We start from the raw sequence: 20,377 nt of genomic DNA, 5'->3' as shown, positions 1-20,377 counted from the left end.
GGTCACCTATCTGTGCGAAGCGGTTCTGTCCTGGATGAGTCGGTTGTCGGGCTGGAAACGGACGGGCAGCGCGGTGAGTCCGGCCAGGAACGTCCCGGGCCGGTTCTCCAGTGCGCTCTCCGGCACGGCGAGGTCGAGACCGGGGAGGCGGTCGAGGGCGCGCTCCAGGGCGGTCTCGGCGATGATGCGGGCGAGGTCGGGCGCCGGGCACGCGTGGGCACCGGCGGAGAACGCGAGGTGGCCGCGGTTCCCCGCGCGTGCCGCCGGGTTCGCGACGGCCAGCGCCGGGTCGCCGTTGGCGGCGGCGAAGGACACGAGGATCGGGACGCCGGGCGGCAGCTCGACCCCCTCGAAGCTCTGCGGTCCGAGCGCGTAGAGCGGCGAGTAGTTGGGGACCGGCGGGTTGTCCCACAGCACCTCGTCGAGCGCGTCCGCGACCGGCCGCACACCGTCGTGGACGCTGCCCGCGAAGCTCGGGTCGGTCAGCACGCGCCGCAGCCCGTTGCCGATGTGGTTGCTGGTGGGCGGCGCGGCGGCGCCGATGACCAGCAGGATCGTCTGGATCAGCTCGGGGTCGGTCAGCCCCGCCGCGATGAGGTGCGAGGTGACGTCACGGCCGGGCCGCCGCCGCTTGAGGTGCGTCAGCTCCAGGCAGGCCGCCTCCAGCTCGGCGTTGGCCCGCGCCGCGTCCGCGCCGTCGAACAGCCGCGTGACGGCGCTGACGATGCGCCCGCCCAGCTCCTGCGAGCAGCCGAACATGTCGATGACGGTCAGCATCGGCAGCGGGTCCGTGTACTGGGCGACGAGGTCCGCCTTCCCCGCCGCGGCGAACCCGTCGATCAGCTGGTCGGCGATCCGGGTGACCGTGGCCACGAGCGCGTGCGTGTCCACGCGGCCCAGGCTGTGGGTGATCGCCTTGCGCAGCCGCGCGTGCTCCTCGCCGTCCTTCCACAGCGCGTTGTCACGCGGCTGCATCATCGCCCGCGCCGGACTGTCGGCGGGCACCTGGCCGAGCCGCAGGGCCTCCCAGTGCCGCGGGTCCTTCGCGAAGCGCACCGGGGTGTTGCGCAGCAGGTGGAGGGCGGCCCGGTACGTGACGGCCAGGAGCCCGTACACGCCGGGGGAGATCTCCACCGGCACGATCGGCCCCTGCGCCCGCAGCCGCCGGTACGTGGCGTGCGGGTCGGCGGTGAAGGCCTCGCCGTGGATGGGTATCGGGCCCGCGGGCGCCTCGGCGTCCTCGTGCGCGACGGGGCACCGGGTGGGGACGGACTCGTGGTGTGTGGTCATCGGACGGCTTCCGGCGTGAGGGTGAGCAGGTGGCTGACGAGGGAGATCAGCGCGTCGCGGGAACTGGTCCTGTCCCGCGCGTCGCACCACACGAGCGGCGTGCGCTCGTCGAGGTCCATGACCTCGCGCAGCCGCTCGTCCGGGATGACGGGCGCGCCGTCGAACGCGTTGATGGCGACCGTGTAGGGCAGGCGCAGGTCCTCGACGAGCTGGAGGATCGGGTACGTCTCGGCCAGCCGCCGCGTGTCCACCAGGACCAGCGCGCCCAGCGCGCCGACGGAGAGGTCCTCCAGGACCGGGAAGAAACGCGGCTGCCCCGGGGCGCCGAACAGGTAGAGGACGAGCTGGTCGCTCAGGTGCAGGCGCCCGAAGTCCATCGCCACGGTCGTGGTCGTCTTGTCCGGCAGGCTCGTGCGGTCCACCCCGGCGGCGGCGCTCGTCATCACCTCCTCGGTGCTGACGGGTTCGATCTGCGACAGGACGTTGACGAGTGTCGTCTTCCCGGCGCCGAAGTGCCCGGCGATCAGGATCTTCGCGGTGCGCTCGTCCCCCCGGAGCGTCGGCGAGGGGTCAGAGGTTCCGAAGGCCGGCAAGGACTTCCTCCAGCAGCGAGCGGGTCGGGTCGGCAGCGTCGATGGGCTGCCGCGTGGTGATGTGTCCTGACTCCATGAGGTCGGCCAGCAGGATGCGCAGCACGCTCACGGGCTGGCGCAATAACGCGCTCAGCTCCGCGACCGACTGGGCACTGCTCGCCAGCCGGTCGAGGATGACGTGGTGCTCCGGGTTCAGCTGGCCGCGGCTGAGGTGGACGGCGGACGTGGACAGGGCGACCAGCGTGATGTGGTCGAAGTGGTTGCGGCTGGCGCGCGCCCGGCCGGACGTGACCACATAGGTCCGCACCAGCCGGTCGCCGCTCCGCCGTTCCGGCGGCGTCATGCGGTCTCGGACCGCGGGCGCCGCGGCGCGACCGCCAGCTCGTCCCCGAGGCGCTCCACCGTCTTCGCCATCTGGTACGAGAAGGCGCCGACGTCCACGCCCGAGCCCGCCGAGGCCACCAGGAACGAGCCCTCGGCCGCCGCGATGACGAAGAGGAAGCCGTCCTTGTAGCTGACCATCGTCTGCTGCCACGGCGTCTCGCCGCCGCTGACGAACGCCGCGCCGCTGCGGCTGAGGGACTGCATGCCGGAGGCGATCGCGGAGACGCGGTCCGCCATGTCGCGGTCGACGCCCTCGGACATCGCCGTCGCCAGTCCGTCGGCCGACAGCAGCACCGCGTGCCGGGCCCCCGGTGCCGACACCAGCTCGTCGAGGATCCAGCTCAGGTCCGGTGAGGCAGGGCTGTTCACGTTTGTCGTCTCCTCAGTCAGTCGTGTTGCGTGCGGCCTCGGTGCCGCGGACGAAGGCGGCCAGTGCCTGACCGGCCTCGGGGGAGGGGGGTTCCGCCGTCTGCCGGGACCGGCCCTGCCGGGCGCCGGAGGCGCGGCGGCGCAGGGGCAGGCCGTCCTCGCCCACCGCGTACTCCGGGGACGCCGCGTCGTCCGCGGCCTCCTCGGGCGCGGGGTCCGCGTCCGTACGGGGCGCCGGGGCCGGGTCCTGGCCGGCCGCCGTGCCCTGGGCCCGGGTCCGCGCCGTGTCCGACTCGCCGGGCGGGGCGGCGAGGAGCGCGCGCGGGATGTGCAGCACCGCCCTGACACCGCCGTGCACCGAGTGCTCCTCGTCCACCGAGGCGCGGAAGCCGTACTGCGCGGCGAGCGCGCCGACGCCGAGGTGGCCGAAGCTCGGCGGGGTGCGCAGCTCGGTGAGGCGGATCGGCTCCTCGCCCGACAGCCGCCGCCCGGCCTCGTCGCGCGCCTCCGCCCGCAGCCCGGGACCGGCGTCGTGGATCTCGATGCTGATGCCGTGGTGCGCCTCCAGGAAGCTGACCTCCACCGGCGTGCTCGGCGCGCTGTGCCGCGCCGCGTTGTCCAGCAGCTCGGCCACCGCCAGGACGATGGGCTCGACATAGCGCCCGGCCACGTAGTGCGCCGACTCCTTCGGGACCCGCACGCGGTGGTAGTCCCTGATCCGGGAGACGCCGCCGCGCACCGTCTCCAGCAGCGGCGCGTCGTCGCGCTGGCGCCCCGGCCACATGCCGGTGAGGACCCCGAGGATCTGCAGGCGCCTGGCCAGCTGGCTGGCGGCGTGGTCGATCGGCTGGATGAGTTCGAGGAACTTCTCGTCGTGCTGCGTGTCCAGCAGGTGGGTGATCGCCGACTGCTGCTCGTAGACCAGCGCCTGGACGGAGCGCGTCACCGCCTGCACGGCGGAACGGGCGGCGCCCTCGGCGTGCTCGGACGCCCGCTCCGCGACCGCGCCCACCTGCTCCAGGACCGAGAGGTAGGCCTTGCCGGTGACGGTGTCGGCGAGCCGCCGGTGCCTGAGGCCGCCCGCCGTAGCGGCGGTCCCGTCGGCGCCGACGGGACCGAACTGGAGCGCGTACACCAGGTCGGGCAGCCGGGTCTCGGCGAGGTACTGCGCCTCCTCGTCCCGGACGGCGATCCCGCGCTCGGCCTCGGCCGCCCGCAGTCCCGCCTCGGCGGCCTGGTCCTGGAGCACCCCGGCGCGGGTGCGGTACTGGGCCGCCTTCTTGCGGTAGTGCAGTGCGAGCGCGCCGGCGGCGAGCATGCCGCCGGTCGGCGCCCACACCAGCGCGTCCTGTATCACGGGAGTCATCGGGTCCTCAAGGGCGTTCGGAACGGGGGCTGATCGTCGGAGAGGGGGACGGGAGGCACGCCGTACGGGCGGCGGCGGAAGTGCGTCCCCGGTGGCTCGGTGATGGTGCGTCAGACATCACGCCACATGTATCACGTGTGAAGTCGCCTGCCCCGCCCCGCCCATGGCGTGCGGGCCGTGCGCTGGGCGATCCCGCCGGGCCGCGCGGCGCCGCATGACGCCGGACGCGGCGCCTCACCGGACGGCCCGTCAAGTGACAGGCTTACGAGGCTGTTCCGCCGTGCGCCATACGGGGCGTCACCTGCGTCGCTGTACGTCCGTGCGGTGATCACGCGGAACAGGGTACGGGTCCCGCCGGGCCGCGCGAGCGCGGTCCACCAGGTGAACGCGGCCCGCCGCCCGGCGCCCGCCGCCTTCCCGACTCCGGTGCGCCGTCCGCCGGTTGCCGGGGTCAACCGGTACCGGGACGGGTGCGCGTGCGGCGAAGTCCCGCCGTCCCTGCGGTGTTCCCGTATGCGGGGACGTAACTCGGGGGAACGGGCGGGCATCTCGGTCCTTCCTGGTCCGGAAGACGGCGGGAACGCGTCCGGACGGCGTGCGTCGAGTGGCCCAACTATGCTTGTGGCACAAGCGGATTGGCAAGCCGCACTTTGCGATTTGTATAGTGGCGTCGCCTTACGTCCCGATGGGCCGCCGCATACGCGCCCGTGTCCGCGTCACGGCGGGACCGTGAACGGCGCCGTGGCCGCCGCGCGGTGAAGTCGGGAGAGCGCCGCGCGATTGCCGTCCGGACGGGCGGGACGCCGGTCGGCCTGCGAAGACGTGGGCGTCGTCACCGGCGGGAACGGCCGGTCCTTTTCCCGGGAGCGAGGGCTCCGGGGCGCGCGCAAAGGGCGCTTTCCATTTCCGCGTTCGCGAATGCCGATGTTCCCGCGCCGGGGGTCCGCGCCGCCGCGCGCCCGTTTTACCGCGCCGGGGGAGCGGTGCCGCGCGGCCGGAAAAGTGACGGCGGACACCTCGGTTGTACGTGCGGGCAATGGGCGGATTATCCTCGCACCTGTGGAAGCGCTCTCGCATAACCTCCCGGGCGGGCGCACCATTTCCCTACAGCGGAACTCCGCCGCCCGGCACATGGGAGCGCTCCCTTCCTCGCGGGTCCCCCCGGAATCCCCGCCCCGCCCCGGCCGCCCCTCGCCCCGCACACGCCCCGCCACCGCCGCGCAGATGCCGGGGTGGGCGCCGTGTGCCCCCTCCGCCGCTTGGCCGGGAATGCCCGGGGCACGCTGAGCATTGAACATCCCGACGACAAGATCAGCAGGAGACCCGATGTCCCGTACCGCACCACCAGGCCGCCGCGCCGCGCGGGCGACCCGGGCGCCACAGGACCCGTTCGCCTCCGCCGAGCACCCACAGGGGCGGCGCACCGCCGCCCGGGAGGGCTGACCCATGACGGACTCCGACACCTGGACCAACCCGCTGCGCGACACCGCCAACGACCGCAGGCTGCCGCGCATCGCGGGCCCGTCAGGGCTGGTGATCTTCGGCGTCACCGGCGACCTGTCGCGCAAGAAGCTGATGCCCGCCGTGTACGACCTGGCCAACCGCGGCCTGCTCCCGCCGGGCTTCTCCCTCGTCGGCTTCGCCCGCCGCGACTGGGAGGACGAGGACTTCGCACAGGTCGTGCACGACGCGGTCCGCGAGCACGCCAGGACGCCGTTCCGCGAGGAGGTCTGGCAGCAGCTCGCGGAGGGGATGCGCTTCATACCCGGCCAGTTCGACGACGACGAGGCGTTCAAGCGGCTCGGCGAGACGATCGCCGAGCTGGACACCGCGCGCGGCACGGGCGGCAACTTCGCGTTCTACCTGTCGGTGCCGCCGAAGTTCTTCCCGCAGGTGGTCAGGCAGCTCAAGCGGCACGGGCTCGCGGACGCGCCCGCCGGGTCGTGGCGGCGCGCGGTGATCGAGAAGCCGTTCGGCCGCGACCTCGCCACCGCCGAGGAGCTGAACGCGGTGGTGCACGAGGTCTTCCCGCCGCGCGAGGTCTTCCGCATCGACCACTACCTCGGCAAGGAGACCGTCCAGAACATCCTGGCGCTCCGCTTCGCCAACACCCTCTTCGAGCCGATCTGGAACCGCGGTTATGTGGACCATGTGCAGATCACGATGGCCGAGGACATCGGCATCGGCGGCCGCGCGGGCTACTACGACGGCATCGGCTCGGCCCGCGACGTCATCCAGAACCACCTCCTCCAGCTCCTCGCCCTCACCGCCATGGAGGAGCCGGCCGACTTCGACGCCGACGCGCTGATGGCCGAGAAGCTCAAGGTCCTCAAGGCCGTGAAGCTCCCCGACGACCTCGAACGGCACACCGTGCGCGGCCAGTACACGGCCGGGTGGCAGGGCGGCGAGAAGGTCGGCGGCTACCTGGAGGAGGAGGGCATCGACCCGCAGTCGCGCACCGACACCTACGCGGCGGTGAAGCTGGAGATCGACAACCGGCGCTGGGCCGGGGTGCCGTTCTACCTGCGCACGGGCAAACGGCTCGGGCGGCGCGTCACCGAGATCGCCGTCGTCTTCCAGCGGGCGCCGTACTCGCCGTTCGACGCGACGGAGACGCAGGAGCTGGGGCACAACGCGCTGGTGATCCGCGTCCAGCCGGACGAGGGCGTCACCGTACGCTTCGGCTCCAAGGTCCCGGGCACCCAGATGGAGATCCGGGACGTCACGATGGACTTCGCCTACGGCGAGTCCTTCACCGAGTCCAGCCCCGAGGCGTACGAACGCCTGCTCCTCGACGTCCTCCTCGGCGACGCCAACCTCTTCCCCCGCCACCAGGAGGTGGAGGAGTCCTGGCGCATCCTCGACCCGGTCGAGGAGTTCTGGGACACGCACGGCAGGCCCGCCCCCTACCCCGCCGGAACGTGGGGCCCGGACGAGGCCGACGAGATGCTCGCACGAGACGGAAGGACCTGGCGGCGGCCATGAGCACCGAACTGACCGGCACCACCTCAGCCAAGATCAACGCGGCGCTGGTCGCCGCGCGCCGCGCCGCGGGCAGCCCCGCCGTCGGCATGGTGCTGACCCTCGTCATCGTCACCGACGAGGAGAACGCCCACGACTCCCTGAAGGCCGCCCGCGACGCCTCCACCGAGCACCCGTCGCGCATCCTCGTCGTCATCCGCAGGCCCGGCAGGAGCGCGCGCCGCACCGAGTCGCGCCTCGACGCCGACGTACGCGCCGGCGGGGCGGCCGGGAACGGCGAGACCGTCCTGCTGCGGCTGCACGGCGAGCTGGCCGACCACGCCGACTCCGTCGTCCTGCCGCTGCTCCTGCCGGACGCGCCCGTCGTCGTCTGGTGGCCGGTGGACGCGCCCGAGGTGCCCTCCCGCGACCCGCTCGGCGCCCTCGCGCAGCGCAGGATCACCGACGCGTACGCCGTCGAGGACCCGCTGGCCCAGCTCGACGCCCGCGCCGCCGCCTACGCGCCGGGCGACACCGACCTGGCGTGGACGCGCCTCACGCCCTGGCGCTCGATGCTCGCGGCGGCGCTCGACGAGGGCGGCGCGGTCGTGACCTCGGCCACCGTCGAGAGCGAGGCGGACAACCCGAGCGCCGAACTGCTCGCCCGCTGGTTCTCCGACCGGCTGCGCGTCCCCGTCGAGCGGATCGTCACCGGCGGCCCCGTCGTGACGGCCGCCAGGCTGCGGACCGAGGACGGCGAGATACGCATCGACCGCCCGGACGGCCCCGTGGCGCGCCTGTCCATCCCGGGCCAGCCGACGCGCACCCTCGCGCTCAAGGTGCGCGGCACGTCCGAGCTGATCGCCGAGGAGCTGCGCCGTCTCGACCCGGACGAGGCGTACGCCGCCGCGCTCGCCGCGCGCGTCACCCCGCCGCCCGCGCGGGACGGCGGCGGGTCGCGGGACGCGGCCGGAGGGCGCAGGATCGAGGGCACGGACACGCAGCACACGGACACGCAGCTCACCGATGACGAGCACACGCACGACCCGCGGGAGACCTCCGATGCCTGACCCGACGCGCCTGACCCGGCTGCCCGAGTGGACCGCCCTGGCGAAGCACCGCGAGCAGACGGCGGGCACGCGGCTGCGCGACCTGTTCGACGCCGACCCCGGCAGGGCGGACCGGTTCACCACCCGCGTCGGCGACCTGCGGGTGGACTGGTCGAAGCAGCTCGTGACCGACGAGACGGTGCGGCTGCTGCTCGACCTGGCCGCCGCCCGGGACGTGGCGGGGCTGCGGGACGCGATGTTCCGGGGCGAGAGGATCAACGTCACGGAGGGGCGCGCGGTGCTGCACACGGCGCTGCGCGCGCCGCGTGACGCGGTGGTGGAGGTGGACGGGGAGAACGTCGTCCCGCGCGTCCACGAGGTGCTGGACCGGATGGCGGGCTTCGCCGACGCCGTGCGGGACGGCCAGTGGGCGGGCGCGACCGGCCGCCGCATCCGGCATGTCGTGAACATCGGCATCGGCGGCTCCGACCTGGGCCCGGCGATGGCCTACGAGGCGCTGCGCCCGTACGCGGACCGCCGGATCGACGTGCGGTTCGTGTCGAACGTGGACGGCGCCGACCTGCACGAGGCGCTGCGCGACCTCGATCCGGCGGAGACGCTGTTCATCGTCGCCTCGAAGACGTTCACGACGATCGAGACGATCACCAACGCGACGTCGGCCAGGCAGTGGCTGCTCGACGGCCTGGGCGCGGGCCAGGAGGCGGTCGCCCTCCACTTCGTGGCGCTGTCCACGAACGCGGAGAAGGTCGCCGACTTCGGCATCGACCCGGTGAACATGTTCGAGTTCTGGGACTGGGTCGGCGGGCGGTACTCGTACGACTCGGCGATCGGCCTGTCGCTGATGATCGCGATCGGTCCCGACCGCTTCCGGGAGATGCTCGACGGTTTCCACACCGTGGACGAGCACTTCAGGACCGCCCCGCCGGAGCAGAACGTTCCGCTCCTCCTCGGCCTGCTCGGTGTCTGGTACGGGGCGTTCTTCGGGGCGCAGTCGCACGCGGTGCTGCCGTACAGCCATTACCTGTCGCGGTTCACGGCGTACCTGCAGCAGCTGGACATGGAGTCGAACGGCAAGTCCGTCACCCGCGCGGGCGAGCCGGTGGACTGGCAGACCGGGCCCGTGGTCTGGGGAACCCCGGGGACGAACGGGCAGCACGCGTACTACCAGCTGCTGCACCAGGGCACCAAGGTCATCCCCGCCGACCTGATCGGCTTCGCCGAGCCCGTGCCCGGACTCGAACCCGCCCTGGCCGCCCAGCACGACCTGCTGATGGCCAACCTTTTCGCGCAGGGCCAGGCCCTCGCCTTCGGCAAGACCGCCGACGAGGTACGGGCCGAGGGCGTCCCTGACGCGCAGGTGCCGCACCGCACGTTCCCCGGCAACAGGCCGACCACGACGATCCTCGCGCCCCGCCTCACCCCGTCCGTCCTCGGGCAGCTGATCGCTTTGTACGAGCACAAGGTGTTCGTGCAGGGCGCGGTGTGGGACATCGACTCGTTCGACCAGTGGGGCGTGGAGCTGGGCAAGGTCCTCGCCAAGCGCGTGGAGCCCGCGCTGACCGAGGGCGCCGACGTCCCCGGGCTCGACCCGTCCACCACCGCCCTCGTCGCCGCCTACCGGAAGCTCCGCGGCCGTGGGTGAGCTGATCCTGGTCCGGCACGGCGAGACCGAGTGGAGCGCCACGCACCGGCACACCAGCTGGACCGACCTCCCGCTCACCCCCCACGGCGAGGAGCAGGCGCGCGCCGTCGCGCCGCTCCTCGCCGGGCGGCCGGTCGCGGCCGTCCTCGTCAGCCCGCTCGGCCGCGCCCTGCGCACGGCCGAGCTGGCCGGGCTGCGCGACCCGGAGCACGTCGAGGACCTCCACGAGTGGGACTACGGCGCGTACGAGGGCGTCACGACCGTCGACATCCACCGCGACCGCCCCTCCTGGGACCTGTGGACCGACGGCGTGCCGCCGGGCCCCGACGGGCATCCCGGCGAGACGCCCGAGCAGGTCGGCGCCCGCGCCGACCGCGTCCTCGACCGCGTCGCGCCCCTGCTGGCCGACCCGGACGCCGACGACGTGGTCCTCGTCTCGCACGCGCACTTCCTGCGCGTGCTGACCGCGCGCCGCCTCGGGCTGCCGGTCGGCGGCGGCAGCCTGTTCTTCCTCGACACGGGCACGGTCAGCCGCCTCGGGCTCGAACACGGCAGGCCCGTCGTCACGGCCTGGAACGCGACCGCCGTCGGCTGACCCGCCCCGCCCGCGCCCGCCGCGTCAGTTCGTCCATGTGTTGATCGGCACGCTGCGGACGCTGTGCCCGTGCCGGTCGAGGATGCGGCCCACGTGCTTGAACGTCCGCAGGATCACCGAGCGCTCGACGACCCGCAGCCGCAGCGGCCCCAGCTCGCGCGAGATGTGCGCCTCCAGCGCGTGCACGTCGTGCAGCGTCCGCAGCCACACGTCGAGGAACAGGTTGTGCGGCCCGGCCGTCATGGTGCACAGCCGCAGCTCGGGCAGGGTCCGCAGCGCCGCGGCGGTCGCGTCCAGGTGCTCGGCCGGCACGGACGCGAAGTACATCGCGGACACCGGCCAGCCCGTCAGCGGCCTGGCCAGGTTGCAGCGCAGCGCGAGACGCCCGCTGGCGAGCAGCCGCCCCAGGGCGCGCCGCGTCGTCGCGACGCTCGCGTCCACCTCCCTGGCCAGCGCCGCGAGCGGCATCCGGCCGTCCGTCCCCAGCGCCACCGCGATGCGCCGCTCCACCGGCCGCAGCGGCTCCGCCGGTACGGGCGTCCCCGGCGCGGGCCGCGGCTCCGCCGCCAGCCGCAGCTGCTCGCGCTGCGCCGCGTTCAGCGACCGCAGGCGCCACTGGCTGCCCTCGAACGGTGTGGCGGTGATCACATGCACGCGCGCGCCGTGCACGCCGGGCACCCGGCACACCCGCTCGCTCACGTACTCCGCCAGCGTGTCCACGTCCACGGCCTGCACCAGCGCGACGAGGTCCCGGCTGCCCGAGGTCTGCTTGAGGCTGAGTATCCCGGCGTCCTCGCACAGCGTGCGCACCACGTCCGTCAGCCGCGCGCCGTTGACCGCGATCTCCAGCTGCGCCCAGGTCATGTCCTCCTGGGCGGGTGACAGGTAGCCGTCCACCCAGGCGGCGCCCGTGTCGCACAGCCTGGCCCAGCGGCGGGCGGCCGTGACGGGGTCGATCTCCAGCACGGAGCCGACGAGCGTCCAGGGCGCGCGTGGCTGGATCTGGAGGGCGTGCACGATGGCCAGATCCAGCTCGTCGAGGCGCACCGGACCGTCGCCTCCGGCCGATCCCTGCGTCTCCAAGGGGTGACCGATTCCTGCGGTCATGGCGTCCTCCGGAACGATTCCTGCGCTGTAACAGCCTCTTCATAGTATGAACAGACGATATTTGCCGTCTTACCCGCCCCAGGAGGGACAGCAGTGCCGACCACACCTCTGACGTTCACCGGAGCCCGCATCATCGACGGAACCGGCGCCGCCCCGGTCACCGACGGCGAGCTGCACACCGACGGGAACGGCGACCTGACCTATGTGGGCCCGGCCGCCGGAGCGCCGCCGCGCCCCGAAGGCGCGCAGGTCATCGACGTGGCCGGCCAGACCGTGCTCCCCGGCTTCATCGACTGCCACGTCCACTTCTCCGTCGCCGCACCGTCGGAAATCGGCCAGCGCTTCGCGATGGACCCGACCGTCGCCACCCTGCGCACCGCGCAGCGCATGCGCGAGACGCTGTACGCGGGCGTCACCACCGCCCGCGACCTCGGCGGCACCCCCGCCGGGTTCCGCACCGCCGTGGCCGAGGGCCTCATCCAGGGCCCGCGCCTGCACACCGCCGTCCGCATCATGGGCCACACCGGCGGCCACGCGGACTTCACCACCCCGGACGGCTACGACACCAGCTCCGGCATGGGCGAGATCGTCGACACGGTGGACCAGACCCGCATCGCCGTCCGGCGGCTGCTGCGCGAGGGCGCCGACGTCATCAAGCTCTGCGCCACCGGCGGCATGGGCAGCCCCCACGACCAGCCCGACGACGAGGGCCTGAGCGAGGACGAGATCCGCACCGTCGTGGACGAGGTCTCGCGCCACGGCGGCCGTCCCGTCGCCGCGCACGCCCAGGGCCTCGCGGGCATCATGAACGCCCTGCGCGGCGGCGTCACCAGCGTCGAGCACGCCTACGGCATCGACGACGAGGCGTGCGACCTCGCCGCCGAACGCGGCGTCTTCATCGTGCCGACGCTCTCCACCACCCTGGAGGGCATCGACAAGTCCCGCATGGAGCCGTACCACTACGAGAAGAAGATCCGCTGGTCCGAGCGGACCAAGATCAACATCTCCCGCGCCATCGAGCGCGGCCTCAAGATCGCCCTCGGCACCGACTCCGGCGTCTGCCCCCATGCCAGGAACCTGCGCGAGCTGACCCACCTCGTGTCCCTCGGCATGTCCCCCATGGACGCCATCGTCGCCGGCACAAGGACCGGCGCCGAGCTCCTCGGCCTCGCCGACCGGATCGGCACCCTCCAGGCGGGCAAGGCCGCCGACCTGGTGGTGTGCGACGGCGACCCGCTCGCCGACATCTCCGTCCTCGCCGCCCCCGGGCGCATCCGGCACGTCGTCCAGCAGGGCGTCGTCCACACGTCCCCGGCCCCCGGGCACTGATACACGCGCGCCCCGCCGCGCTCACGAAAGGTACAACGCGCATCATGCAGGAATCGCTCGCCCGGTCCCCGGGCACGGGCCCCGGCTCCGGCCCCGGCGGTGGCTCCCGGCTCCTCGACCGCGTCCTCGGCGGTATCGAGCGCGCGGGCAACCGGCTGCCGCACCCGTTCTTCCTCTTCTGCGGACTCTTCGTCCTGCTCGGCGCCGTCTCGTCCGTCCTCGCCGCGATCGACGCGGACGTGGCGGTGCCGGGCAGCGACGAGGTGCTGGAGGTCAAGGGGCTGTTCACCGGTGAGGGCCTCCAGTGGCTGCTGGAGAACCTGATCCCCAACTTCACCGGTTTCCCGTCGCTCGGCACCGTGATGCTGATGATGATGGCCGTCGGCGTCGCCGAGCGGACGGGCCTGCTGGAGACCGTGGTGCGGGCGACCATCGCCCGCGCCCCGGCGCGCTGGCTGCCGTACGTGGTCGCGTTCGTGGCCTGCCAGGGCCACGTGATGAGCGACATATCGATCCTCGTCATCCCGCCGCTCGCCGCCCTGGCGTTCCGCAGCGCCGGGCGCAACCCGGTCGCGGGCCTCATCGGCGGCTTCGCCTGCACCTGCGCCGGTTACGCGGCGGGCTTCATCGTCGGCTCGCTCGACGCCCTGTACGTCGGCATCACCGAGCAGGCCACCGCCGTCCTCCCCATCGGCGAGGGCGCCCCGACCCACATCCTCGTCAACTACTTCTTCACCGCCGCCGCCAGCGCCGTCCTCGGCGCCCTGGGCGGCTTCCTGATCGACCGCGTCCTGGAGCCCCGGCTGCCCCAGCCCGACGACGAGGCCGCCGAGCTGGCCTCCGACGGTGTCACCACCGAGGTCACCGCGATCCAGAAGCGCGGCCTGGCCGTCACCGGCATCGCGCTGGCGGTCTACGCGGCGATCGTCCTCGTCGGCTGGCTGATCCCCGGCAGCCCGCTGCGCGGCGAGGGCGGCGCGCTCGTCCAGTCCCCGGTGATGTCCGGCATCGTGCCGATCCTCTTCGTGGCCTTCCTGCTGAGCGGCATCGTGTACGGCCTCACCGTGCGCACCCTCACCAAGGCGGAGGACGTGCCGAAGCTGATGGCCGAGTCGGTCACCAGCATGTCGTCGTACATCGTCCTGATCTTCGCCATCGCCCAGGTGATCGCGGTCTTCAACTGGTCGAACGTCGGCACGCTCCTCGCCGTCAAGGCGGCGGCCCTGCTGGAGGACATCGGCCTCACCGGCTTCACCGGCATCGTCCTGTTCGTCCTCCTGGTCACGCTGCTGAACCTGTTCATCACCTCGGGCTCGGCCCTGTGGTCGCTGATGGCCCCGGTGTTCGTGCCGACGTTCATGCTGCTCGGCATGGAACCGGCGCTGACCCAGGCCGCGTTCCGCATCGGCGACTCGGCCACGCAGATGATCACGCCGATGAACCCGTACCTCTTCCTCACCCTTGCGCTGCTGCGCCGCTACGAACCCTCGGCCCAGCTGGGGACACTGCTGTCCCGGCTGTCGATCTTCGTCGTGCCGTTCCTGATCGCCTGGCTGGCCGTGCTCGGCATCTTCTACGGCTTCGACCTCCCCCTCGGCCCCGGCGCGGACATCCACATGCCGTAGCCCACACCCCGACACACCCGACACCCCACGGGCCCGGCGGACATCCGCCGGGCCCGTGGGCCGTTGGTCGTCCGGGGCAGCGCGCAGGTCACGTCGCCTACCGCTCCCGGCGCCATGCCCTGAAAAGCTCGACCGCCAGCCAGTGGCCGGTGAGTTCGGCGAGTTCTTCCGCGGACATGCGCGGGCCCTCCGTGGCCCTGCGGGTGGGGTCGGCGCCGCGCGCGAGGAGCAGTGCCGTCATATCGACATGGACGGGGGTCCGGCGCTGCGTGGCGCCGTCGCTCTCGACGTCCACCGCGTGCACGAGCAGCGGGATGCCGAACTGCGCCTCCTCGACATCCGCCCCCGCGTCGAGCGCCGCCCGCAGGGCCCGCAGGTCATGTTTCTCGACGGCCTCATTGGCGGGACTCCGCACGAGCCGCCGGGGGAGGTGATCGGCTTCCATCGAATGCCCTGACTACGGGTGACGTTTCTCAACTGGTCGATGATCTCATCACCACTCGGTCCTGTGATGTGCCGGTTCGTCAGCTGAGCCGGGGGAGGACGTCGTGGAGCCATACTTCGCCGCGTGCCCTGAGTTCCGGGTCGGAGACGTGGGGCAGGACCGGTTGCAGGTTGGCCAGCATCCAGGGGAGTTCGCTGTAGGCGGTCGGTGATCTGGGGGACACCGTTTCGCCGGGGGTGTGCGTTCCGTCTTCCTCCGCCTCCGCGTCCCAGCGTGTCTTCTCCCGTAGCGCTCCTTCCGGTGGCCAGGGCAGTGAGTCGAGGGCGAGCCGTACGGCGCCGTCGGGCGTCAGCTCCTCGGGCACGGTCACGTCCTCCGGCCCCGGGCGGGCGGCGAGGTCGGCGAACCGCAGTGCCCAGCGGCCCGCCCTGACCCGGCTCGCCTCGTCGTCACCGCGCACCACCGTCACGAACGCGGCGCCCAGCGTGAAACCGTCCGTCCGATCCTGCGACGGCAGGCCACGCAGCGGGTGGACCTGCGACGTCGCCACCTCCAGCACACCCCACCACCACTGAACCGGCACCCCCTCCGGGAACCACTCCCGCACGCGGGCAGCCACATTCCCCCGCGGAAGACCGCGCAACGCCTCGTAACACTCCCTGAAATGCGTCACAGCGCCTAGATACCACCGAAGTCAACCATGCTGCGAAGAGGGACGAAATGTCCCGCAGCTTCGAAGGCCGCTACACCCTGCCGCAGGAAGTTCTCCGCATGGTCGCTTCCTGGCGTGTAGTGACCGGTTCCGTTGTCGATCTGATTGATCCGTCCGCCCTCCGCAATCGCCACCTGACCGGCTCCGTACACCGGGCCACCGTCGGTCAACGTCGTGTGCTTGATGTCGTCCGCCACGGCGGGGATGATGTGCAGCGCGTCGTCCGCGTCCACGGCCCACAGGAAGCGCCCTCCGCCCTGTACGGCCGCGGTGAACTCGGGTGTCCCCGCCGTCAGCCGGGACACGCCGTGCATGCCGGGCATCATCAGCTCGAACGCGAGCTGGTCCGGGTCCCTGTTCTGGACCAGCCGCCCGCCCGGGTAGGGGGAGAGGCCGAGGGGGTCCCACTGCGTCCATGGGTTCGCCACGTATGTCACCGGGTTGGGTGACGGCGCGAGGCCCAGTGGATCGGGGGTGAGGTAGCGGGCGGTGGCGGGGTCGTAGTACCGCCGCACGTTGTAGTGCAGGCCGCTCTCGGGGTCGTGGTACTGACCGGGGAACCGCAGCGGGGTGTACGCCGTGGCGTCGGACGGCCAGGCCGTCAGCCCCCACACGGTGCTGCGCGTACGCCACGCCACCTGCCCGTCCGTCCCCACCAGTTCGGTGGGCATGCCGGTCAGGTCCGTGACGATCGCGAAGAACCGGGTGTCGATGTCCTCCTGTGCCGTCGCGTCGGTGATGCGCTCCGTCTGCGCGACCGGCAGCGGCCCGGCGTGGTCCCAGGTGGTCGTCACCGGATGCGGCAGGGACGGCGTGACGACGGTCTCCTCGGCCACGTTGTAGCCGTCCCACGCGAACACCGTGCGTTCGACGACGTCCCCGCCGCTGTCCAGGCGCTCCTTTGCCGTCCGGCGCCCCAGGGGGTCGTACCGGTAGCGCCAGACCGTGCCGTCCGGTGTCGTCAGCGACGTCAGCCGGTCCTCGGCGTCCCAGCGGTAACGCCAGGTCTCGGCCTTCTTCGACAGCCTGCTGCGGCGGCGGGCCACCAGGCGGCCTGCCGCGTCGTACGTGTACACGGTGCTCCCGGCCCGCACGAGCCGTGTGCCGTCGTGGCGGCGTTCGCCCCGGGTCCCGGGCGCGCCGTTCGACCCGGGCCAGTGCCCCGAGGTCTGGTGGCCGGACGCGTCGTAGGCGTACTCCTCACGCCAGTCGCCCGCCGTGACGCCGGTGACCCTGCCCCCGGCGTCCAGGTCCAGGGCGGCGTCCCCGCGCAGGGGATCGCGCACCGAGACGGGGCGGCCGTCCGGCCGGTAGGTGTACGCGCGGCGCAGCGGCCCGTCCGGCAGGGTCAGCGTCTGTTCGAGCAGTCTGCCCGCGGGGTCCCGGCTCAGGGTCAGCGCCATCGTGTCGCCGAGGCTCCTGGCCGTCTCCCGCCCGGCGGCGTCGTAGGCGAACTCCATCCGGTGGCCCGCCGTGGTCAGCCCGGTCCGGCGGCCCGCCGCGTCGTACGTGTACGTGGCGTGCGCCCCGCTGGGCGTGGTCCTCGCGGTGGTGCGTCCGGCGGCGTCCCTGGCGAGGAGCGTGGTCCGGCCGTCCACCGTCTCGGCGACGACGCGGCCCGCGCGGTCGCGTTCCACGGTGACGGTGCAGTCGGGGCCGGTGAGGGCGAGGGTGCGTCCGGCGGCGTCGTAGGTGAAGGCCGTGGTGCCCTCCACGGTCTCCTTGGCGGCGACGCGGCCCGCCGCGTCGTAGCGGAAGCGCACCGCCTGTCCCACCGCGTTGGTCCTGCTCGTCAGCCGTCCGGCCGCGTCGTGGGCGTACCGGACGGCGCGGCCGTCGAAGTCGCGCTCCTCGACCAGCCGTCCGGCCGCGTCGTAGGCGTACTCCCAGGTGAGGCCGTCGGGGCGGGTCGCCCGGGTCATCCGGAGCGAGGCGTCGTAGTCGAACGCGTACCGTGCCCCGTCGGGCCAGGTCCTGGTGCTCGGCAGGTCGAAGTGCGTGAACGTCGTGGTGGTGACGCCGCCTTGCGGGTCGGTGTGGCGGACGCAGTTGCCCTCGCCGTCGTACTCCCAGCGCCGCTCTGCTCCCGTCGGGTCCACGAGGCGGGCGATCTTCCCTTCGGCCGTCCACCACAGCCGGGTCGTCGCGCCGTCCGCGCCGGTGACCCGCGTGGGCCTGCCGAACGCGTCGTACGCCCGCGTCGTACGGTGCCCCAGCGGGTCGGTGACCTCCACCGGCAGTCCCGCCCGGTCGGCGACGGTCCTGACGGTCGCGCCGAGCGGGTCGGTACGCGAGGCGACGGCGCCGGACCGGTCGTACGTCCAGCGGGTCGTCGCGCCCGAGGGATCGGTGAGGGCGGTGCAGTTGCCCCGCTCGTCGAACTCCCGGCGCCACACGGCTCCGTCCGGGCCCGTCACGGTCACCGGCAGGTCGTGGTCGCCGTACGCGAACCCGGTCGTCGTGCCGTCGGGACCGGTCACGGCGGTGGGCCGGCCGTCGGCGTCGTACGTGAACGCCGTCACCTGGCCCAGGGCGTCGGTCCTCGCGGCCAGGCGGTCGGCGGTGTCGTACGCGTGACGGGTCTCCCCGCCGCACGCGTCCGCCTCGGCGACGATCCGGAACCGGTCGTCCACCGCGTAGCGGGTGACCTCGCCCGCGGCGGTGGTCAGCGTGGTGACGCGGGCTCCCGGCCACCGGGGGTCGGTGCCGTCGTAGTCGAGGGCGATGTCGATGTGTCCGCCGTCGCCCCGTTCGGCGGTGCAGCGGTCCTGGCCGTCGTAGGTGTACGTGTAGCCGCGGTCGTTGGTGTCGGTCCAGCGGGTCACGCGGAAGCGGTCGTCGTAGGCGAGGCGGAGCGGCAGTCCCGAGGAGTTGAAGGTCTCGGTGAGGTTGCCGTCCGTGTTGTACCCGTACCGTCTGACGAGGGTTTCCCGGCCGTCGGCGGCGGGGTCGGCGAGCCGCAGTTCGGTGATGCGTCCCTCGTGCGTGGCGAGGGTGATGTGGTAGCCGCCGGAGTGGTGGATGGCCGTGGGCGCGCCATCGGGCCCGTAGGCGAAGGTGACGCGGTTGCCGTTGCGGTCGGCGATGGACCGGAGCAGGGCTGTGCCGTCGGTGTCCGGTGGGGCGAAGGACCGGGTCAGCGCTCCGGGGGCGCCGGACAGCAGGTAGCCGCCGTCCTCGGCGCGCGAGAGCGTGAGGCGTGGCCCGGTGAGCGGCCGGACGGGACCGGCGCCGGGCTCGGGGTGGGGGAAGGCGAGGAGCATGCCGTCCTCGGCGACGAAGACCACGCCCTCGTCGTCCACTTCGAGGCGCTGGTCCACGGTGGACGACCATGTGGGGCCGAACCAGCCCCCCGCCCGGTAGCCCGACTCCACGCGCCGGGTGAACGCGAACGGGAGGGTGCCCGGCAGCACGATGTCGGTCTGCGGCAGGTACATCCGCCCTGTGGCCAGGTCCACGGGGTCCGTGCCGCGGCTGGGGATCAGGGAGCGCATTCGGCTGTAGGCGGCGTCCATGCCGTCGGCGAGCATGGTGCGGCCCCGGGTGGCGAGGCCGCGTACGCCCTGCGCCATGCCGCGGAGGCCGGTGCGGGCGGCGGTGAGGCCGCCGCGGAGGCCTCGGGCGAGGCCGCCGAGGGTGGTCAGCCCCTTCATCCCCGGAATGCAGTCCAACGCGGCGAAGGCGACGTCGAGGAGGCCTGCTTCGCCGCGTGCGTATTTGATCAACGTGTCGGCGAGGACGACGAGTGCTGCGGCGAGGACGACCCAGGCCAGTGGTCCGCCGATGATCATGACGACGACGCCGAGGACGGCGACGACGATCTTGCATATGTCGACTATCGTGTCCCAGTTTTCCGTGACCCAGTGGACCGCCTTCTGCCACCACTTGCGGTTCTGGATACCGGCGTCGGACGCTTCGTCGATGTCGCGTGCGGCCTGCCGTGCGGCCTCTTCCCGCATCTCCTTGGCCTGGCGGGCGAGTTCGCGGGCCGCGTCCAGGGACTCCTGCGCGGTGTCCACGCGGGCCTGCGCCGCCTCCTGGGCCTCGTCCGCGGCCTGGCGGTCACGGGTGGCCGCACGCACCTCGGCCTCGTCCGGCGGCGGCGCGCCCGCCCGTTCGCCCTCCCGCTGAAGGCGCTCGGCCTCGTCCCCGGCGCGGCCCACCCAGTCCTGCGCGCTGCCCAACGAGCCCTGCGCTGCCGTCAGATCGGCCTGCGCCGCGATGGCCCGGTCCAAGGCGCGGTCCGCCTGGCCCTGTGCCGTCTGGAGCTTCGGCCAGTACGTCTGCAACGCCTGCGCGCATAAGTCGTAGGAGTCCCGCAGCTTCTCCAAGTTGCCGGGGACACCGTCGAACTCGTTGCGGAACGCCTCGGCGGACAACCCCGCCCAGTCCCGCACCGCGCGATCAGAGGCGAGCCCCCGGACCCTCCCCAGCGCCTCGGCCACATCATCGGAGAACGTCTGCAACTCGTCCGCCAGCTCGCGGACCTGCTCGGGATCACCCGGCGTCGGATCGGAATCCATCCCCACCGGAGACCAGTCGGACGGACGGACCATGCGTGCCCCCCTCGCCAGATCCTCCGCGCCCGGACATCGGGGCGCGCCGGAGAGACCATTCCGGCGTGCACGCACGCCGGACGACGGTCCGCGCCGCTCCTCGGTATCCGGCTTCCGCCGCTGCCCGGCCGGGGAGGACTCCCCGGCGCCCCTGTGGTCGCCACCCCTGCCGGGGGACCCCCGGCCCGTACGGCACGCGGCGACTCGCCCGCGTCACAGGGGCGTCGCACGCCGTGCCGGTACTCCACGGTAGGGACGGTCGGCGTGGGGCGGCAATGGTGCGTCGGTTCCGGATCGGCGGGCCGCGTCCGCCGCGCGCCGTGAATGTCGTGA

The 20,377-nt window shown here is 73.0% G+C and carries 15 protein-coding genes; 6 read left to right on the top strand and 9 right to left on the bottom strand.

The genetic code is table 11. The features are described from left to right. Positions 1–6 precede the first annotated feature (6 nt). Genes ACIBPC_RS24215 through ACIBPC_RS24195 form a run of 5 tightly spaced genes read right to left on the bottom strand, consistent with a single transcriptional unit; the run spans position 7 to position 4,002 of the window. Complete coding sequence (locus tag ACIBPC_RS24215) at positions 7–1,290, bottom strand: cytochrome P450 (protein ID WP_398847485.1); 1,284 nt, start codon at positions 1,288–1,290, stop codon at positions 7–9. Then, a complete protein-coding gene (locus ACIBPC_RS24210) occupies positions 1,287–1,883 on the bottom strand; it encodes an ATP/GTP-binding protein (RefSeq protein WP_362959689.1) in 597 nt (198 codons plus the stop codon). The genes ACIBPC_RS24215 and ACIBPC_RS24210 overlap by 4 nt, the downstream gene beginning before the upstream one ends. Further along, positions 1,861–2,226: a DUF742 domain-containing protein gene (locus ACIBPC_RS24205; RefSeq protein ID WP_362959687.1), complete on the bottom strand. Its 366-nt coding sequence runs from the start codon at positions 2,224–2,226 to the stop codon at positions 1,861–1,863. The genes ACIBPC_RS24210 and ACIBPC_RS24205 overlap by 23 nt, the downstream gene beginning before the upstream one ends. Continuing rightward, positions 2,223–2,636: a roadblock/LC7 domain-containing protein gene (locus tag ACIBPC_RS24200; protein WP_362959684.1), complete on the bottom strand. Its 414-nt coding sequence runs from the start codon at positions 2,634–2,636 to the stop codon at positions 2,223–2,225. The genes ACIBPC_RS24205 and ACIBPC_RS24200 overlap by 4 nt, the downstream gene beginning before the upstream one ends. Positions 2,637–2,649: 13 nt before the next feature. Beyond that, positions 2,650–4,002 carry an ATP-binding protein gene (locus ACIBPC_RS24195; protein ID WP_398847482.1) on the bottom strand — a complete coding sequence of 451 codons (1,353 nt, stop codon included), beginning with the start codon at positions 4,000–4,002 and terminating at the stop codon, positions 2,650–2,652. 1,446 nt (positions 4,003–5,448) lie between these two features. Between ACIBPC_RS24195 and zwf the strand changes: the two genes are divergently transcribed. From zwf to ACIBPC_RS24175, 4 genes are read left to right on the top strand one after another with little or no spacing between them, the layout of a single operon-like run. Next, on the top strand, positions 5,449–6,987 hold the full coding sequence (gene zwf, locus ACIBPC_RS24190; RefSeq protein WP_398847480.1) for a glucose-6-phosphate dehydrogenase: 1,539 nt from the start codon (positions 5,449–5,451) through the stop codon (positions 6,985–6,987). Then, positions 6,984–8,033 (top strand): glucose-6-phosphate dehydrogenase assembly protein OpcA, encoded by a 1,050-nt coding sequence (gene opcA, locus ACIBPC_RS24185; RefSeq protein ID WP_398847478.1) that lies wholly within the window; start codon positions 6,984–6,986, stop codon positions 8,031–8,033. The genes zwf and opcA overlap by 4 nt, the downstream gene beginning before the upstream one ends. After that, positions 8,026–9,675 (top strand): glucose-6-phosphate isomerase, encoded by a 1,650-nt coding sequence (pgi, locus tag ACIBPC_RS24180; protein ID WP_398847476.1) that lies wholly within the window; start codon positions 8,026–8,028, stop codon positions 9,673–9,675. The genes opcA and pgi overlap by 8 nt, the downstream gene beginning before the upstream one ends. Continuing rightward, on the top strand, positions 9,668–10,270 hold the full coding sequence (locus tag ACIBPC_RS24175) for a histidine phosphatase family protein (RefSeq protein WP_362959671.1): 603 nt from the start codon (positions 9,668–9,670) through the stop codon (positions 10,268–10,270). Before pgi ends, ACIBPC_RS24175 begins: the two co-directional genes overlap by 8 nt. Positions 10,271–10,294: 24 nt before the next feature. On the opposite strand, the gene ACIBPC_RS24170 is transcribed toward ACIBPC_RS24175, so the two are convergent. Continuing rightward, positions 10,295–11,377, bottom strand: a complete 1,083-nt coding sequence (locus ACIBPC_RS24170; RefSeq protein WP_398847475.1) for an Lrp/AsnC family transcriptional regulator — start codon at positions 11,375–11,377, stop codon at positions 10,295–10,297. A gap of 93 nt (positions 11,378–11,470) precedes the next feature. Here ACIBPC_RS24170 and ACIBPC_RS24165 point away from each other — a divergent pair, with 93 nt between their 5' ends. Together ACIBPC_RS24165 and ACIBPC_RS24160 are read left to right on the top strand one after the other, a co-directional pair. Continuing rightward, a complete protein-coding gene (locus ACIBPC_RS24165) occupies positions 11,471–12,706 on the top strand; it encodes an amidohydrolase family protein (RefSeq protein ID WP_362959665.1) in 1,236 nt (411 codons plus the stop codon). Between the two features lie 44 nt (positions 12,707–12,750). Next, positions 12,751–14,331 (top strand): AbgT family transporter, encoded by a 1,581-nt coding sequence (locus tag ACIBPC_RS24160; protein ID WP_362959662.1) that lies wholly within the window; start codon positions 12,751–12,753, stop codon positions 14,329–14,331. A 97-nt stretch (positions 14,332–14,428) separates the two neighbouring features. Here the strand turns inward: ACIBPC_RS24160 and ACIBPC_RS24155 are convergent, their stop codons facing one another. The 3 genes from ACIBPC_RS24155 to ACIBPC_RS24145 all read right to left on the bottom strand — a co-directional run bounded on the left by ACIBPC_RS24155 (position 14,429) and on the right by ACIBPC_RS24145 (position 20,011). Next, positions 14,429–14,776, bottom strand: coding sequence for an ankyrin repeat domain-containing protein (locus ACIBPC_RS24155; RefSeq protein ID WP_398847472.1), 348 nt, complete (start codon positions 14,774–14,776; stop codon positions 14,429–14,431). Positions 14,777–14,855: 79 nt separating this feature from the next. Next, positions 14,856–15,335 carry a hypothetical protein gene (locus tag ACIBPC_RS24150; RefSeq protein ID WP_398847471.1) on the bottom strand — a complete coding sequence of 160 codons (480 nt, stop codon included), beginning with the start codon at positions 15,333–15,335 and terminating at the stop codon, positions 14,856–14,858. Positions 15,336–15,454: 119 nt separating this feature from the next. Beyond that, positions 15,455–20,011 (bottom strand): DUF6531 domain-containing protein, encoded by a 4,557-nt coding sequence (locus tag ACIBPC_RS24145; RefSeq protein WP_398847469.1) that lies wholly within the window; start codon positions 20,009–20,011, stop codon positions 15,455–15,457. Between the last annotated feature and the right edge of the window lie 366 nt (positions 20,012–20,377).

Source organism: Streptomyces sp. NPDC049879 (assembly GCF_044461265.1).
In the GTDB taxonomy this organism is placed as follows: domain Bacteria; phylum Actinomycetota; class Actinomycetes; order Streptomycetales; family Streptomycetaceae; genus Streptomyces.
The sequence above is the reverse complement of the archived record's forward strand: the minus strand, read 5'-3'. Positions and strand labels throughout refer to the sequence as shown.